Source organism: Nostoc sp. UIC 10607 (assembly GCF_047228265.1).
GTDB lineage: Bacteria > Cyanobacteriota > Cyanobacteriia > Cyanobacteriales > Nostocaceae > Nostoc > Nostoc foliaceum_A.
The window spans coordinates 1-17,377 of record NZ_JBIQNW010000092.1 but is presented as its reverse complement, the minus strand read 5'-3'; the positions used below and the strand labels follow the sequence as shown (position 1 = coordinate 17,377).

Below are 17,377 nucleotides of genomic sequence, written 5' to 3'. Positions count from 1 at the left end.
TGTACACGGAAACGGGTACGCACGGATCTAACTGAGAGGTGCGGGGAATAATATCCCCCATCGACTCAAACAGCTGGCAATAAGATTCCATCCGGTCGCATAGTGAAAGATGTTGTAGATAGGATACGCGAAAGTCCGAAATTACCCAATCCTTACCACATTGGGGAGATATGCGTTCTTCTGCCCAAAGATAATCCAGACTTGAGAGGTAAAGCGGGTTATTGGGGCGTAGTCAGCCATGTTGGAGACTATAGCTGTACAGTTCAAACCTGGGATGGTGACTACACCGTAAAAATCGAACACCTGAAGTTACTGGAATTGCTTGATGAAGATTGCCAATTCATGCAGCAGTTATGTGTGAGATTACGGCAGTTGCATCAAGTGGCCAGCCGTGACTCTTCTGTGGATTGGCTGTTGCAGGGGTTGGGGAAACAAGCTAAACCGTATCTGTCATCCTTGCAGGCAAAGCTGCTGGCGGCTGTTGAGAGAGAGTACAAGCTGGTTTGGAAGCAGCCAAAGCAAAATTGATTCTTAATGTAAAAATTCAATCTAGTGCCTGAATCTTTTTTTTAAGTTTTACGCTCTCTTCGTTTAAGGAAGATAACTTAATCCGCCGACTTTCACGCGATAGTGGTACTAAAACTGGGGCAAGACTTTGAGCATTGCTTTCTTTAAAGCTTTCCACCAGCTTAGATAATTCTGCAATTGTCGATGCCTCAAATACACTACGCAAAGGTAACTCCACGTGTAAGGTGTCGCGCACTCTAGAGACAAGCTGAGTTGCTAGTAATGAATGACCACCTAATTCAAAGAAATTGTCATAAATTCCTACGCGCTTGAGTCCTAAAACCTCAGCAAAAATTTTCACCAGCACTTGTTCAACAGGAGTCCGAGGTGCGATGTAATTTTCAGGCAATTGGGGCTTGATTCCATTATGGAATGCTCTTAAGGCGCGGCGATTGACTTTACCATTAGCTGTTAGAGGTAAAGACTCCAATACTACAAAACCTGATGGCATCATGTACTCAGGCAGTTTTTGTGCTATGTAAGTCTGCAACTGCGGCACTAACTTACGCACTGTTTTGGTTTGTAGGGGATTATTGCCGTAAGATTGCCAGGGACGAGAGAGAGTTGTGCTATGGGGAAAAATAGTTCTTTTACCTACTTCATCTTGTCGTACAAAAACTACATCATAATGTCCTTCAGTACTTGAATGTGACCATGTAATATCAAGGCTATAAGGTACGTTCAGCACATAGAAATCTTCTGGATCTACTCCGAAATTTTCTAGTTCTTGCAAAGCTTTACGTATTTGACCTACAGTTTTAAAACTTTCTACGTCTGTTAGCCATTCTGCTGTTTTAACTGCTGACATTACCCGCGCATTAGGTACATTGATAATGTTTAATATTTTTGGTTGATTCTCAATTAATAACTGACGCACTGCTGAGACTGTGAGATTATCTTCAGACCAGTTCAGCACTGAATATTTTCCAGTATTACTAACAATTTCGGCACTAATATGAAGAATCACATTGTAACGAAACTCAGTTAATTCATTGTGATGTTTACCCCGCATCAGTTGAATCTGTACATGATTAATTTGCGGAAAGCGTTGCTCGATTGCAGTAAAAAAATCTGGGTCAATAACTAACTCTGTTTCTTGAAATATTTGCCTTTGTACCCGTTGTTGCAACTCGAAGCAGGTAAGGGAAGGTTCAGCTTGATACAGTTGAACTGACGCATGGAAAGCTTGCAAGAGTGGCAAACTACGCACATCCCCTATGAAGATAAAGCCACCTGGAGCAGTTGCTTGTACAGCACCTTCTAATACACTAATCAGATAATCAATAGTAGGAAAATATTGTACAACCGAGTTCAGAATTACTGCATCAAAAGCTGCTGTTTCTACTTTCTCGAAGTCAGTAGCCATTTGCTGATACAGTGTTACCTGCGGCATTTCTTGTTTTTGTAGCTGTTGCTGAATGGAGTTAAGTGAAACTGAGGAAAAGTCTGTTCCCCAATATTTAGTGCAGTGAGGTGCAATTCTAAACAGAATCAAACCTGTCCCACAACCAATTTCTAACACTCGTTTGGGTTGCAAAGCCAAAATCTGCTCGACTTGGTTATCCACCCACTCACGCATCTGCTCTGCTGGAATAGGCTGATTTGTGTAACTACTATTCCAGCCGACAAAATTGAATGTAGGATCTGAATCAGTAGATTGATTATAAGTTTCGTTATACAGCATCTGCCATTGCAAAACCTGCTCATTCTGCAATTGCATTAATTCCAAATTCTCCTGTTCGTTACTGTATTCAGTTTTTGGTACTACATAAGCTACTAGGCGCTTTTCCTGTTCATCCTCACTAGTTATTACTACAGTTTGCTGCACTGCTGGATGCTGACTCAGTACCGCTTCAATTTCTCCCAACTCAATACGATAGCCACGAATTTTTACCTGCTCATCAAGGCGACCTAAAAATTCAATGTTGCCATCTACTCGATAGCGAACTAAATCACCTGTTTTATAAAGTCGCGCTTTTAACTTATTAGTAAAAGAATGATAGATGAAAGATTCAGCAGTTAAGTCAGGATGGTTTAAATAACCTCGTGCTAACCCATCACCACTTATGTATAACTCTCCCGAAACGCCAATAGGTACTGGTTGTAAATGTTTATCTAATATGTAAATTTTTGTATTGGCGATCGCATGACCAATTGCAGGTGCTAAATTACCTTTATTCTTAACAGAAATATGACCAGAAGTTGTTACAACTGTATTCTCAGTTGGCCCGTAATTGTTAAATACTTGGAAAGAGTGAGAAGCTAAAGGATATTGATTTAGTTTGTCTCCACCTGTGAGTAATATTCGTAAAGCTGCGCTCTGAGGAAAATCTAATAACAGAATTTTCTCTGCTAAAGGTGTTGGGATGAAAGAAATTGTTATTGCTTTTGATACTAGCCAATCTCGGAGATAGTCAGGCGATCGCCTGGTTTGATCATCTACAAAATAAATGCTTGCCCCAGTACTCAGATAAGGCCAAATTTCCCAACCGCAAGCGTCAAAGGCAACTCCAGAAATCTGCGTTGCTCGATCAAGGAGTGAAACTGCAAACGCTTTTTGATGCCAAAATACTAAATTTAACAATCCTCTATGTTCAATTTTAACCCCTTTAGGTTTTCCAGTTGAACCAGAGGTATAAATGATATAAGCGAGGTTATCCACTGTAACTTTACTAGTAAGATTATCTTCAATCTCTTGAGAAAGAATCTCCCAATCTTTATCTAAACAGATTATTTGCGAATTATAGTTTTTCAGGCGTTCAAGCCATCGCTCGTGAGTTAATAAAACTGAGACTTGAGCATCTTCAAGTATAAAGTTTAAACGTTCAGATGGATAGCTTGGATCTAAAGGTACATAAGCTCCACCTGCTTTCACTATGCCCAACATCCCGATTATCATATTAAAAGAGCGTTCTACACAAAGTCCTACTAAAACTTCGCTTTTAACTCCTAATTTTTTGAGATAATGTGCAAGTTTATTACTGCGTATATTTAACTCTTTGTAGCTAAGTTGCTCATCGCCAAATACTAGTGCAGTTGCCTCACCATTCTGCTCTGCTACGCTCTCAATTAACTGATGAATACACTTATCTTGAGTATAATTTGCCTGTGTATTATTCCATTCGACTAACAATTGATGTAGCTCAGATTCGCTTAAAAGTGGTAAATGTGCAATTCGGTCTTCTGGATTTGCAACTATACCCTCCAGTAATATTTGGAAGTGTCCTAGCATCCTGGTGATAGTAGCATCATCGAATAAATCAGTGCTATAAATTACAAAACCACTAATTCCTTCTGAGCTATCTGCCCATAACCCATTTTGAGTATTTGGTTCCCACAAGTGGAACTCCAAATCAAAGCGTGTTGTTTCCGTTTCAAATGGTAGCGGACTTAAAGTTAAACTAGGTAACTCTAAGGCTGTCATCGGTGCATTTTGGAGTGCAAAAACAACTTGAAATAGGGGATTTTGATTCAAATTACGCTCTGGATGTAGTTCTTCTACAAGCTTTTCAAAAGGTAAATCTTGATGGCTGTATGCTCCTAAAGCTACCTCTTTAACTCGACTCAATAGTTTCCGAAAAGTTGGGTTTCCTGATAGATCGGTACGCAGTACTAAGCTATTGACAAAAAAGCCAATTAATCCCTCAATTTCACTACGATTGCGATTGGCAATAGGTGAACCAATAGCAATATCTTCTTGTTGTGTGTAGCGGTAAAGTAAAGCTTGGAATGCTGCTAGTAGGGTTATGAATAAAGTTACCCCTTCTTGTTGTCCGAGAGCTAAAAGTGCTTTGCTCAAACTTTTTGATAATTGCAGAGGTTGCCTTGCACCCTGATAAGTTTGCACAGCTAGTCTTGGTCTGTCGGTTGGCAGATTTAATATAGAAATGCCGTCTAATTGCTTTTGCCAGTAACTCAGTTGCTTTTTTAATACTTCCCCTTGTAACCATTGGCGTTGCCAGTATGCAAAGTCTGCATATTGGATTCTAAGTTTTGGTAGAGGAGAAGGCTGATTGCTGGCAAAGGCTGTGTAGAGTGCTGCTATCTCTTGAATCAGCACCCCAATAGACCAACCATCAGAGACAATGTGGTGCATAGTCAGCAGCAGGATGTATTGTGTCTCATCCAACCACAGCAGTTTTACTTGCAGCAACGAATCAGTTGATAAATTGAAAGGACGTTGAGCTTCTTGCGTAGTGAGTCGTTGTGCTTGTATTTCTCGTTCGGCTTGTGGCAGTTGCCGTAAATCTATTATTGGTAAAGGTATTGTTAGGGTAGAATTAATTACCTGAACTGGTTGCCCTGTCTGTACGACAATAGTGGTGCGTAAAGCTTCATGTCGTTGCACGATTTCATTAAAAGTTTGCTCTAGCGCGGCTAATTTGAGCAAACCTGTTAAATGTAGTGCTAATGGAATGTTATAGAAAGGATTATTAGGGATTAATTGGTCAAGAAACCATAGCCGTTGTTGAGCAAAGGAGAGGGGAAGATTTCCTGATCGCGAAATAGGTACGATAGGTTTAAAACTGTGGTTATTAGTACGATTAGATGCGGCTAAAAATTCAATAATTTCTGCTTTACGCCCTTGAATTTCTGCACGCAGTTCTGGTGTAAGAATTCCATCAGGGGCATTAGCGCGAAACTTTTCACCATCAATAAAAACTTGAATATCTAAGCTGCGAAGATAAGTTAAAAACTCAACCGTATTCAAAATTAAACCCCTTCGCAAATATTGTTATTGATTAGAAGTTAGCAGGCAGCTATGCTGTAAGAATACTGCTTATGTCAAGCTGCACTGCTTATTACCTAACCCAGCATTTTTATCACACTTCTAAGACTATATAAATCATTCCTGGGAATGAAACTTCGGTGATTATAACTATGGTATAAAGCTAAAACCAGGTGAATACATGGCATTGATGGAACAAAACCAACAGTTTGCTGAAGCAATCAGCACATTTTGCGCTGGCTGCTCAAACTCAAGTGTTTCTCTTTAAAATTCTACATCTTCTCGCTCTTGACTCGTAGTTCCACCTTTATCTAAACCCTTTGCTGTCCAACACATTGTGTCAATATACCTAGCAAGTTGTTCAACGGTTGGTGCTTCAAACAAATTGCGTACAGGCAAATCTATTTGGAAGGTGTCACGAATACGGGAAGTTAGCTGAGTCGCTAGTAGAGAATGACCGCCCAATTCAAAGAAATTGTCGTGAACGCCTACTTGCTCTTTTCCCAAGACTTTAGACCAGATTTGGGCAAGTAATTCTTCAACTTGCGATCGCGGTGCCACATAATCTTGATTATTGAAAGAAATCGTATCAGGCATGGGTAAAGCACGGCGATCCACTTTGCCATTAGATGTTAGAGGTAGAGATTCCAGGATCACATAAGCTCTTGGCATCATGTATTCTGGTAACTTTTCTTTCAGGAATTGGCAAAGTAAGGATGCAAAGCTTTGCACCTCTTGCATCGGTATCTGTTCCTGATTTGGAACAATATAAGCTATCAAGTACTTATCATCAGGTACATCCTCACCCACAATGACAACAGTTTCTCTCACTGCTGGATGTTGATTTAACACCGCTTCAATCTCTGACAACTCAATGCGGAAGCCACGAATCTTTACTTGATTGTCAATGCGACCTAAAAATTCAATATTGCCATCTGGTAAATAGCGGGCTAAATCACCCGTTTTATAAAGACGTGTTTTTAACTTCTTACTAAAAGTATGAGTACTAAAGTGTTCAGCAGTTAATTCAGTGCGATTGAGATATTCTCGTGCCAGCCCCTCCCCACCCATATATAATTCGCCAGTAACACCAATAGGCACTAGTTGTAAATGGCTATCTAATATATAAATCTGCGTGTTTGAAATGGGGATACCAATAGGTAAAGATGTGGCTGACGGTAACTCTTGTACGCAGTAATAAGAGGAAAATGTTGTATTTTCTGTAGGGCCATAAACATGAATTAAGTGCTTTGGCGCACCAGATTGCAGAATCTTTTTAATCCATCTCTTATCAACGGTTTCGCCACCAAAAAGTAAATATTTCAAGGTCGCAAAAGCTTGCGGAACATCTCTAGTAATCTGTTGAAATAAGGCAGTAGTCAAAAACAGAATACTGATACCTTTTTCTCGTAGTTTTAATGTAAATTCGTGAGGCGAGAGGGTTATATCTTTAGTAATTCCCACAAGTTGAGCGCCGTTAAGTAGCGCTCCCCAAATCTCGAATGTTGCAGCATCAAAAGAAGTGTTTGAGGCTTGGGCGACTTGATCAGATGGTAATAATTTTATATAGTTCGTATTGCACACTAAGCGATTTACAGCTTTGTGAGGTACAGCAACTCCCTTGGGTTTTCCTGTAGAACCAGAGGTGTAAATAACATAAGCTAAATTATCACTATTTAAATTGCTTTCGGGATTATCTTGCTTTTCTTGGGTAATAATTTCCCAGTCTTTATCTATAGAAATAATTAGTTTTGAGAACCCTTCAAAATGCTTGAGCAAATTTTCTTGTGTCAGCAACACTGAAACTTGTGCATCTTCAAGCATAAGATTTAGACGCTCTTGAGGATAACTTGAGTCTAATGGAACATACGCTCCCCCTGCTTTCAGAATACCCAACAATCCGACGATCATTTCTATAGACTGTGAAATACAAATGCCAACTAAAACTTCTGAACATACTCCGATTTTTTGTAAGTGGTGTGCTAGTTTATTGCTGCGAGTATTCAACTCTTGATAAGTCAGTTGCTCGTTAGCAAAGTTTACTGCTATAGAATCAGGATACTCCTGTACCTTTTTTTCAAACAATTGATGGATACACTTATCTTGAGGATAATCTGCTTGGGTGTTATTCCATTCCACCAATACCTGATGTAACTCCGCTTCACTTAATAACGGTAAATTTGCAATTCGTTCTTCTGGATTTGCAACAATAGCTGACAACAAAGTTTTAAAATGTTCCACCATCCGGCTAATAGTAGCTTTATCAAATAAATCTGTGTTGTAAACCATTACGCCTCGGAGACCTTCAGAATACTCCCAGTTTCCGGCCCATAAGCTCCTAAAATCCTCAGAACACTTCCACAGATGCAGTTCTAAATCAAAACGTGTTTTTTTCAAATCAATATTCATAAAGCTGGGTACTAATCCAGGCAGTTCTAGCGATGACATTGGCGCATTCTGAAAACCAAATACCACTTGAAATAAGGGATGGTGGCTCAAGTTCCGCTCTGGATGTAGTTCTTCAACTAACTTTTCAAACGGCAAATCTTGGTGGCTGTATGCTCCTAAAGTTACCTCCCGTACTCTGCCTAGTAGTTCCCGAAAAGTGGGATTTTCAGATAAATTGCTACGTATCACCAAACTATTGACAAAAAAACCAATTATCCCTTCTATTTCGCTACGGTTGCGGTTAGCAATTGGTGAACCTAGCGCGATATCTTCTTGATGTGTGTAGCGGTAAAGTAATGTTTGAAATGCTGCCACCAGTGTCATAAATAAGGTAACACCTTCTTGCTGTGACAGCTTTTCTAGTGCATCAATTAGCTTGAGCGGTAATTCTAAAAATTGTGTTGCTCCTTGATAGCTTTGTATAGCTGGTCTTGGTTTGTCAGTAGGTAGATGCAGTATGGAAATACCGTTTAGTTGCTCCCGCCAGTAAGCTAACTGGGTTTGAAGTACTTCTCCTTGCAACCACTCGCGCTGCCAGTGAGCAAAATCGGCATACTGAAGAGGCAGTTCTAATAGAGGAGAAGGCTGGTTTTGTGCAAAAGCTGCGTACAGCGTTCCCAGTTCCCGAATCAGTACCCCCATAGACCAATCGTCGCAGATAATGTGGTGCATATTCAGTAATAGAATATGTTCTGTCTCAGAAAGGACGAGGAGTATTACTCGCAGCAATGGCCCGGAGGATAAATCGAAGGGATGTTCTATCTCTGCGGTAATAATGCACTTTGCTTTAACCTCTTGTTCATCATCTGGCAATTGCTGGAGGTCTAATACAGAAAGAGGTATTGTTAAGCTGGGTGCAATAGCCTGTAGGGGTTGCCCATCCGACACAATAAAAGTTGTGCGTAAGGTTTCATGGCGACTCACGATTTCGTTAAAAGTCTGTTCTAGTGCGGCTAATTTCAGCGAACCAGTCAAACGAATTACTGTCGGCACATTGTAGATACCATTATCGGGGATCAACTGGTCGAGAAACCATAGCCGTTGTTGAGCAGAAGATGCTGGAAAAACGAAGACTTCTTCAGAAGACATATTGATCCTTATTTTAAATTCTGTGCTTTCTCAATACAAGCTCTTAGCTGTGCGGCGAGAATTTGGATATGGGGTTTTCTCAGCATAGTTAGGTGATTGCCAGGAATATAATGAATTTCTGTTCCTCCTACAGTTAGCTGATCCCAACCCAAACTCGGATCTTCCTTGGCAATGCTTGATTGAACATTTGTTCTGAAAAGATGAATTTGTTTAGAGTAGGCTTGCGGAACGTAGTTAAGAACTGCTTGGCTATTGGCATAATAAACACGAAGCATTGGACGAATTGCTAACTCGCTTAAAAGTCTTAACTTGGATTCTTCAGGTATAATGTTTACTGGGGCATCCTCTTTACGGATGAAGTGAGAGAAGAGATTTGTTTGGAGCGATCGCGTTAGCGACTTCCAAAAGGAGTTTTGCACAATTTGAGTAAAATTAGTCAACCGAGAAGTTAAACTGTTAATTTTTTTCTTAGCGATCGCAATAATTAGATATAAATAATCGAGGAAAAAAGGCCATATATATCGCGCCACTGTCGTCAGCATAAACTTGAAACCACTACCCAAAGAAGGTATATTGCCTGGAATTGGTGCTAAAGTGTCAAGCACAGCAAGTAAAGCCACTTCTTCCCCAGACTTTTGGAGTTGTTGAGCCATTTCAAAAGCAACCCAACCTCCAAAAGACCAACCTCCTAAAAAATAAGGGCCTTTAGGCTGAACTCTACGCAATGCTTCAATGTAGTGGGTAGCCATATCCTCAATGCGAGTTAATGGAGAACTTTTTCCGTCAAGTCCAATGGGTTGTAGCCCATAAAATGGTTGATTTTTTCCCAAATTCTGAGCTAATTCGTAATAAGGAAAAACAACACCAAAAATTGGATGTATGCAGAAAAAAGGTGGACTTGAACCAGCAGGTTGAATCGGAACTAAGGGCGACCAGGGAAGAGAATCTGCTTTTGAGGATAGAGAAGTTGCTAAACTTTCAATTGTTGGATTTAAAAATAAGCTAGATAGCGGCAATTCACGCTCAAAATGCTTGTGTATCTGCTTCATCAGGCGTACAGTTAACAGCGAATCTCCTCCCAAGTCAAAGAAGTTATCGTAAATACCCACACGCTCAATATTAAGCACTTCAGCCCAAATTTTTGCTAAGGTTGACTCGGTTGGAGTCCGAGGAGCGATAAATGCTTTATCTATTAAACGGCTAGCGTAACTGTCGAGTTCTGTTAGCGCCAAACGATCCACTTTCCCACTAGCTGTTAGCGGTAGAGAATCCAGCATTACAAAAGCTTTTGGGATCATGTATTCTGGTAATTTCTCTTTTAAGAATTTACGTAGTAGAGACGTAAAATTTTGCGTCTCTATATTGGGAACAATATAAGCCACCAAGTACTTATCACCAGATACATTTTCTTTAACAATTACTACTGCTTTTTGTACACTATGATGCTGACTCAGGACTGTTTCAATTTCTGACAACTCAACGCGGAATCCACGAATTTTTACTTGATTATCGATGCGTCCTAAAAATTCAATATTACCGTCCGGGCGATACCGAGCTAAATCACCTGTCTTGTAAACTCGCGCTCTCTTTTTATCACTAAAAAGATTGGGAATAAACTTTTCAATAGTTAATTCAGGGTGATTAAGATAGCCTTGTGCCAATCCCTCACCACTTACGTATAATTCGCCAACAATTCCAATTGGTAAAGGTTGTAAATATTTATCTAATATATAAATTTGAGTGTTAGCAATAGGGCGGCCAATGGAGGGTTTTTCACCCATAGTACTAATCTCTGCAACGGTTGACCAAACTGTTGCTTCAGTAGGCCCGTAAGCATTAAAAAACTGACGCTGAGAGTGCCACCAACGTTTTACAATATCATCGGTACAAGATTCGCCTGCACAGATAATAGTTTGCAATGCCGGCAGTGATTCTGTAGGTAGGACTGCTAATACTGCTGGCGGAAGGGTGACATGAGTAATAGCTTTTTCTCGCAATAATTTGAGCAAAGCTTGTCCGGGTAAAAGGGATTCTTTGTTTGCTAAATAAAGAGTTGCTCCTGTTTGTAGTGCCATAACAATCTCAAAAATTGAGGCATCGAAACTTAATGATGCGAATTGCAGAATGCGGTTAATCGGTTGTATGTTGAAAACCTCAATCTGAGATGCCGCTAAATTAGACAATCCTTGATGTTGGAGCAAAACACCTTTAGGTTTTCCTGTTGAGCCAGAGGTGTAGATAACATAAGCTAGGTTGTCAAATGTTACGTAACTAGTTGGGTTTTCTTGGCTATGTTGTGTAATAGTTGCCCAATCTTTATCTATGCAAATAATTGGATTTGAGAAGTCTGCAAAATGCTTGAGCAGCTTTTCTTGTGTCAGCAATACTGAAACTTGTGCATCTTCTAGCATGAAGTCAAGACGCTCTTGAGGTAGGTTCGGATCTAAAGGCAGGTATGCTCCACCTGCTTTGAGGATGCCTAATAGTGCAATTATCATCATTAGCGATCGCTCTACGCAAATACCTACTAAAACGTCAGGGACTACCCCCAATTTTTTCAGATAATGTGCAAGTTGGTTGCTGCGTATATTTAACTCTTTGTAGCTAAGTTCTTCATTGTCAAATAGTAGTGCGTTCGCGGAGCGTGCGTTTAACGCAATCGCATCGGGAGTTTCCTGCACCTGTGCTTCAAATAACTGATGAAAACACTTATTCTCTAGATAGTCTCGTTTCGTGTTATTCCAATCAATTAATAACTTTTGTCGTTCTTGCACAGTAAGCAAAGACAAATCTGAAATTCGCTGTTCTGGATTGGCAACAATGCTTTCTAGCAGTGTTTGGAAATGTCCCAGCATTCGCGTAATGGTTTTGTCATCAAATAAATCGGTGCTATAAACCATTTGTCCTTTCAAACTTTCCAAGTCTTGCCACAAATGGAACTCTAAATCAAGTTTTGCAGTTTTGTTATCGAACTCAAATAGCGAAAGCGTTAACCCAGATAACTCTAAGGTTTCGATAGGAGTGTTTTGTAGGCTAAATACAACCTGAAAAAAAGGATGATAGCTCAAATCTCGTTCTGGGTGAAGTTCCTCCACCAACTTTTCAAAAGGTAAGTCTTGATGACTGTATGCTTCTAAAGTTATCTCTCGCACTCGATTCAACAATTCTCGAAAAGTCGCCTTACCTGAGAAATCTGTACGTAACACCAAGCTATTGACAAAAAAACCAATTAATCCCTCTAGTTCGCTACGATTGCGATTAGCAATAGGTGAACCAACTGCAATATCCTCTTGCTGCGTGTAGCGATAGAGCAAAGTCTGAAACGCTGCCAGCATTGTCATGAACAAGGTAACGCCTTCTTGGGAACTCAGTACCTCTAGCGCTTGAGTTAAGGAGGGTGGTAGCTCTAAAAATTGTTTTGCACCCCTGTAGCTAGGAACTGCTGGTCTTAGTCGGTCAGTGGGGAGATTCAATACCGAAATCCCGTTTAATTGCTTTTGCCAATAAACTAACTGGCTTTGTAGGGGTGAGGTGCCGTTTGCTGCCGCTCCTTGTAGCCACTCCCGTTGCCATTGAGCGAAATCTGCATATTGAATGGGTAGTTCTGGTAAGAGCGTAGATACGGAGTAACTAGTTGTCAGACATCGCTTATCCCCTGCCAAGGCTTTGTATAATACCCCCAATTCTTTAATTAGCACTCCAATTGACCAGCCATCGGCAACTATGTGATGTAGATTTAGCAACAGCAGATATTCTTCTTCATCCAGTTGCAGCAGCTTTACTCGCAGTAATGGCCCAGTGGTGAGATTGAAAGGATGTTGAGCCTCTTGGGTTACGATTTGCTGCACTCGTGTGTCGCGTTCTGGGCTATCGAAATTGCGTAGGTCTATTAAGGGAAGAGGTATGATTAAGCTAGGTGCAATCGCTTGTACTGGTTGCTGATCTACCATAACAAACCTAGTACGTAAAGTTTCGTGGCGACGTACAATTTCGTTGAATGTCTGCTTTAATGCGGTGAAGTTGAGGGAACCTGTCAGGTTAAGTGTTGTTGACACGTTATAAAATGGATTCCCCGGTGCTAACTGGTCGAAAAACCACAATCGCTGCTGGGCGAAAGAAGTGGGAAAAACGAAAACCTCTGCTTCCTCAGAAAAATTAAGTTCTTCATCATCTGTGAGACTACTGTAAATATACTCGCTCATAAGTGAATGGCAAACAGTTGTGGTGGAATTTGTGGAAACTTTTTCTCAGCCCATCTTGTTGTCAATGCTTCGATAGGAGTTTAGCTTTGAAGAACTAATGGTTCTCGGACCACTAAATCAGTTATTAGTGATGCCTATTTCAAAAGCAGGGGAGGAGTATTTCAAAAGCAGGGGAGGAGCAAGATTTTGGCAATGAAAATTTCTTAAATGCCCGCTTAAAATAGATACAGTTATTTTGACGATACATTTCCCCTCCATCGCATATAAAACTGAGGTGACAAGTTGTGCATAAGCCCAGATTTCCTGCTTGTGAGAAATCCGGGTGATAAATTATTGCTAAGTGGTGCAAAATTAGCTGTGAGTGTCGAGTCAATCCAGTAAAAAATGTCCTTTCCTGATAGATTAGCCATATTTTTCCGTCGAGTATAGTGTTAGATAAAGGCAATACTTTGATAACATAATTGGTCTTCAAAACAAGATTTCAAGACTTAGTTTTACTTGCTTGTTTATTTAAATTTTCAGGAATGAGGCACAACTTTTCTTAATTACAATTTATACCAAAATTTCTCATATTTATATTTAAAATACCCGTATTAACATAGAAAATAAAAGTATCTTACGGATAAGCTTTATTGACAAAGTAGAAGATGTATATCAATCTTAAGGCATAGATAAACCAGTAGGGCAAATGCACGCAATCGACCTTCCGCACCCTAAAGAACTCTTGCAAAAGCTTTTTGTGATATAATCAAGTCTTTGCGAATTTGCGATTAGACTTTGATTATGTGAGAAGAAAAAGGACTTATACAAAACGTCTTGCACACAAAATAATACAAGAGGTTTTAGAAAAAGATATTCACTGTAAATTAAGTCAGAATTCGGAATTCGGAAGTCGAAAGTGAATCAATACTTGTCAGGTTTTTTGGGAAAGGGACTCATTTTAAAGAGGAAGAAAACCTTATATATTGAGACTAGTGAATTACTTCCGACTTATGAATGCTGTACAATGCCGTTGAAGATGGCAGAAGTTAGAGAGCTTTTCACCCAGACATTATGGTTGTGATAAAAATCACCACGCTGTTCAAGTGTAAACCCACCCAGCAACAATCCTAACCACACCTCCACCATTGGCATTTTCAATCCCTGTTGTAATTTAGTCAGAGAAATTTCATCTTTGACATTTATCAGGTAGTTAGCGATCGCACTCTGCCATTTTTGCACATCCTCATCTGATGCCAAATTGCGGACATCTTCTAAAGTTGTCACCTCATCAAGCATTGCCAAAACATTCGCTTTCTCAACGGGTGCTACTACAGAATCGCCCGATTCAGTAAAATGTGAAAATTGGTGTGGGCCATGTGGTTTAAAGGTTTGTGGTGTTTGCGGTTCAATCAAATCATCTAAATCTAGGTGCATTGTTGTCCGCACTAGACCAGCAAAGAGATCGGTGCTAACAACAGGCCCCAAAAGACTATTGCGATCGCGGGTATCTTGCAACAGCATTTCCGCACGAGATTTGAGAAGATCCGCAATCTGACTGAAGGCAAGCGCTGCGGTTGATAACTGTGCCTCCAGGGGTAATTTTTCTAACTCGGCATCTAAACATTCCCACATCGGTGCTAGTGTTGATGTCGCTGGAGATTCGGACAATTCATCTAATACATCCCAGATGGTTAATTGACGATACGTAGTCATCTCTAAGATTGTGGATGCAAGGGGCAAGGCCGCACTGGGCAGTAACTTGAGGTAATTTCAAACATATCCTTATATTGATATAGTGAAACACTATATTGTCTGGCAAAAGCCTGCAACACCTGATCTGTATAGGCGCGGATCTTGCCAGCCGTTAACCCAAAGCAATGAATTGGTTCTAAGCGACAAATAGGCTGTTGCCCCAGCCAGAGTTCTGCGCCCAAGGCGTGCAATGGTTTATCCCCTGATTCTTTATATAAATACAGCACTGCAAAATATGTTGCTGGTGGTTCGACTGTTACTGAATCAATTTCTGCTGCATTATTTTGGGAGCGGTGGCGATAGAATGAGCGGCGATTGTGGCAGACTTTTGGATTCCAGCATCCATCCCCATTTGTCCCGTGTAAAACTTTAGCTTTAGCTGTTGGTAACTTGGCACATAACTGACACTTGGGGTCTAACGGTTTCGGCATACCTTACTCCGCTTCTTCACCGATTGCACGATAGTAAGCAGCGATCGCCGCCTCTTGTTCACTCCGTAAAGTATACCGCCGAAACGCTTTCTCGCTTTGATGCCCTGTTAATTTTCGTGCATGGCTGGGGTCAACTCCCAATAGCAATAAGTCAGTGGCATAGGTGTGGCGAAAGGAGTGAGGATGTAAATCCTCAATGTGAGCTATTTCACCAATTTTTTCTACAGCAAAGTAAATCCCGTGATAACTCAAGCGTTCACCTTTGTATGAAGCATGGTGTGAAATCATCAATGGGAAGTCGCTGTTTAACACCTCCCCTTGCTGTTCGCGCGATCTCAAATACTCTGCTAAAACTTCCCGGCTCTCTTTTCGCAGTGGAACCAAGCGTGGTTCATTGGTTTTGGTGTCTGGTAAAAATAGCAGCTTGCCATCAAATGAGCCAACATTTAACTGCACAACTTCCCCAGCCCGCAGTCCATGACTGAGAATGTGGACGAGTGCTGTATCTCGTTGCTTTGTTTCTCCCAATAACTCCAACGCTGACCAAACCTGTTCCATTTCTTCAGGGGTTAAACTCTGGGCTGGTGGCAGTGGTACTTTTTCCAGTTTTATCCCCAGTGTCGGATTAGTAGAAATAATTTCAGGATATGTGTAAGACATCCATTTGAAAAAGCTTTTGAGTGCCGCAATTCCCGCATTAATGCTGCTTTTTGAAAGGGGTTTACCTGCATCAGTCAGTATTTCATCACGGAGATATTCTTTATATAGCGCAAGGTGACGTGGACGCAGTTCATGATAATGTAGCTCACTCCAAGCCAAAAACCTTTTGAGTTCGCGTTCGTAGAGTTTGCGGCTGTTGGGCGCGAGATTGTTGCTGCGTAAAAATTCCAGCACCTTTATCCATCGAATATCTGTGGGTGTGCTAATTTTAACAGAACTTCTATGTTTTGTTGTTTGCACACTAGATAGATTTCTATCCAATGGTATTAGTTTTATCGGAGGTAAAGAATCTGCGCTATAATCCATCTTTAAACTAAATAAATAATTTTAATGTTTCTATTTATTCTCTAGTACTTATAACTTTTATAAAAGAATTAATTAGCTTGCATACCATTAGTTCTTATAACGATACTAACTTTACATACTCAAGGATATTTTTGCTGACTCATTAATACTTGCCTTTGTAGTAATCGATTAGGAAGATTAAACTGAAGTAACTTTGCAGTTGCTTGCCCTACTTGAGTTTTTCCCTCAATTCTTACACTCTCAAAATAGAAATGTTCATCCCAAATCTGACGGCGAGGATTATACAATGGCACTATTTCTCCGGTAGCCGAGTCAATTGTCGCAAAATCAGAACCTTTATGACGATTGCATGATAAACACGAAAGAGCTAAATTTTCCGCCAAAGTTTCGCCCCCATGTTTCATAGCGAGAATATGATCTACTTCATGGGTATATATTGAAAAATCTTGGTGAATTAAACAATATTCACAGCGTCCTGACGCTCTACTAACTACCAGCTTGCGAAGTTCTGTTGAAATTGAAGTACTGGCCATCAAATTTTCATGACTTTTCCATAGCGCGGGCCTTTAGCAGAATCATTAAATGTTCTAATTGTTCGTAAACATCTAATTGAGCTAATTCCATCTGAGTTAGTGAAGCAGAACGGTTTTTCTCTAATAATGCTTCTAACTGCATTTGTACTTGTGATGAAACTTTAAAAGCAATTATCTCTTCTGGCGTTGGACGTTTAATCAAGAAATCCAGCACTTCTTGATACACTTCGGAAACCTCTACAGTTTGTGCATTCACTTTTGGCTGCTCGCTTGTTTGTTGCACATCTGCATCCAACAATAGCCAAAGTAGTTGGGGTAAGCGACTTTGTAAAGGTTCTAAACGCCCGGCTAGTTCATCTGGGATCTGAATCGTTAATTTTGCCACGTTTCCAACCTTGAACTAAGGTGTTTGCTCACATTATGCTTTAGATTACATCGTAATACAAGACTACAACACAAAATAAGTAACCCTTATCTTTTATCCGATATCAACTACGATTAATACCTCTTCTCCAGATAGCTCAGTGTTTTAAGTATAAAATTGTGACTGTAACCATAAGTTTGCCGGGGCGGCACGTTTATGCTTTCAAAACGCCTGGGCAAGTTTCGGTGAAAAAT

9 protein-coding genes are annotated in these 17,377 nt (G+C 40.3%); 1 reads left to right on the top strand and 8 read right to left on the bottom strand.

The genetic code is table 11. The annotated features are described in order from the left end of the window. Positions 1 to 102: 102 nt before the first annotated feature. Positions 103 to 528, top strand: a complete 426-nt coding sequence (locus tag ACEYW6_RS33115) for a hypothetical protein (protein ID WP_412983133.1) — start codon at positions 103 to 105, stop codon at positions 526 to 528. Positions 529 to 544: 16 nt separating this feature from the next. Here the strand turns inward: ACEYW6_RS33115 and ACEYW6_RS33110 are convergent, their stop codons facing one another. The 8 genes from ACEYW6_RS33110 to ACEYW6_RS33075 all read right to left on the bottom strand — a co-directional run bounded on the left by ACEYW6_RS33110 (position 545) and on the right by ACEYW6_RS33075 (position 17,144). Continuing rightward, positions 545 to 5,278: an amino acid adenylation domain-containing protein gene (locus tag ACEYW6_RS33110; protein WP_412983132.1), complete on the bottom strand. Its 4,734-nt coding sequence runs from the start codon at positions 5,276 to 5,278 to the stop codon at positions 545 to 547. A 282-nt stretch (positions 5,279 to 5,560) separates the two neighbouring features. Beyond that, the gene (locus ACEYW6_RS33105; protein WP_412983131.1) at positions 5,561 to 8,833 is read right to left on the bottom strand and encodes a non-ribosomal peptide synthetase; all 3,273 of its coding nucleotides are present in this window, start codon (positions 8,831 to 8,833) and stop codon (positions 5,561 to 5,563) included. Between the two features lie 8 nt (positions 8,834 to 8,841). After that, on the bottom strand, positions 8,842 to 13,035 hold the full coding sequence (locus ACEYW6_RS33100; protein WP_412983130.1) for a non-ribosomal peptide synthetase: 4,194 nt from the start codon (positions 13,033 to 13,035) through the stop codon (positions 8,842 to 8,844). 990 nt (positions 13,036 to 14,025) lie between these two features. Continuing rightward, positions 14,026 to 14,730: a hypothetical protein gene (locus ACEYW6_RS33095; protein WP_412983129.1), complete on the bottom strand. Its 705-nt coding sequence runs from the start codon at positions 14,728 to 14,730 to the stop codon at positions 14,026 to 14,028. 2 nt (positions 14,731 to 14,732) lie between these two features. Further along, the gene (locus ACEYW6_RS33090; RefSeq protein ID WP_412983128.1) at positions 14,733 to 15,200 is read right to left on the bottom strand and encodes a hypothetical protein; all 468 of its coding nucleotides are present in this window, start codon (positions 15,198 to 15,200) and stop codon (positions 14,733 to 14,735) included. A 3-nt stretch (positions 15,201 to 15,203) separates the two neighbouring features. Then, complete coding sequence (locus ACEYW6_RS33085) at positions 15,204 to 16,226, bottom strand: tyrosine-type recombinase/integrase (protein ID WP_412983127.1); 1,023 nt, start codon at positions 16,224 to 16,226, stop codon at positions 15,204 to 15,206. Between the two features lie 119 nt (positions 16,227 to 16,345). Beyond that, positions 16,346 to 16,759, bottom strand: coding sequence for an HNH endonuclease (locus ACEYW6_RS33080; RefSeq protein ID WP_412983126.1), 414 nt, complete (start codon positions 16,757 to 16,759; stop codon positions 16,346 to 16,348). A 7-nt stretch (positions 16,760 to 16,766) separates the two neighbouring features. Then, positions 16,767 to 17,144 carry a hypothetical protein gene (locus ACEYW6_RS33075; RefSeq protein WP_190946885.1) on the bottom strand — a complete coding sequence of 126 codons (378 nt, stop codon included), beginning with the start codon at positions 17,142 to 17,144 and terminating at the stop codon, positions 16,767 to 16,769. Between the last annotated feature and the right edge of the window lie 233 nt (positions 17,145 to 17,377).

Excerpts from the sequence above, each read along its gene's own strand:
- ACEYW6_RS33090 (WP_412983128.1), bottom strand. The coding sequence starts at position 15,200 with ATGCCGAAACCGTTAGACCCCAAGTGTCAGTTATGTGCCAAGTTACCA.
- ACEYW6_RS33100 (WP_412983130.1), bottom strand. The coding sequence starts at position 13,035 with ATGAGCGAGTATATTTACAGTAGTCTCACAGATGATGAAGAACTTAAT.
- ACEYW6_RS33080 (WP_412983126.1), bottom strand. The coding sequence starts at position 16,759 with ATGGCCAGTACTTCAATTTCAACAGAACTTCGCAAGCTGGTAGTTAGT.
- ACEYW6_RS33085 (WP_412983127.1), bottom strand. The coding sequence starts at position 16,226 with ATGGATTATAGCGCAGATTCTTTACCTCCGATAAAACTAATACCATTG.
- ACEYW6_RS33105 (WP_412983131.1), bottom strand. The coding sequence starts at position 8,833 with ATGTCTTCTGAAGAAGTCTTCGTTTTTCCAGCATCTTCTGCTCAACAA.
- ACEYW6_RS33095 (WP_412983129.1), bottom strand. The coding sequence starts at position 14,730 with ATGACTACGTATCGTCAATTAACCATCTGGGATGTATTAGATGAATTG.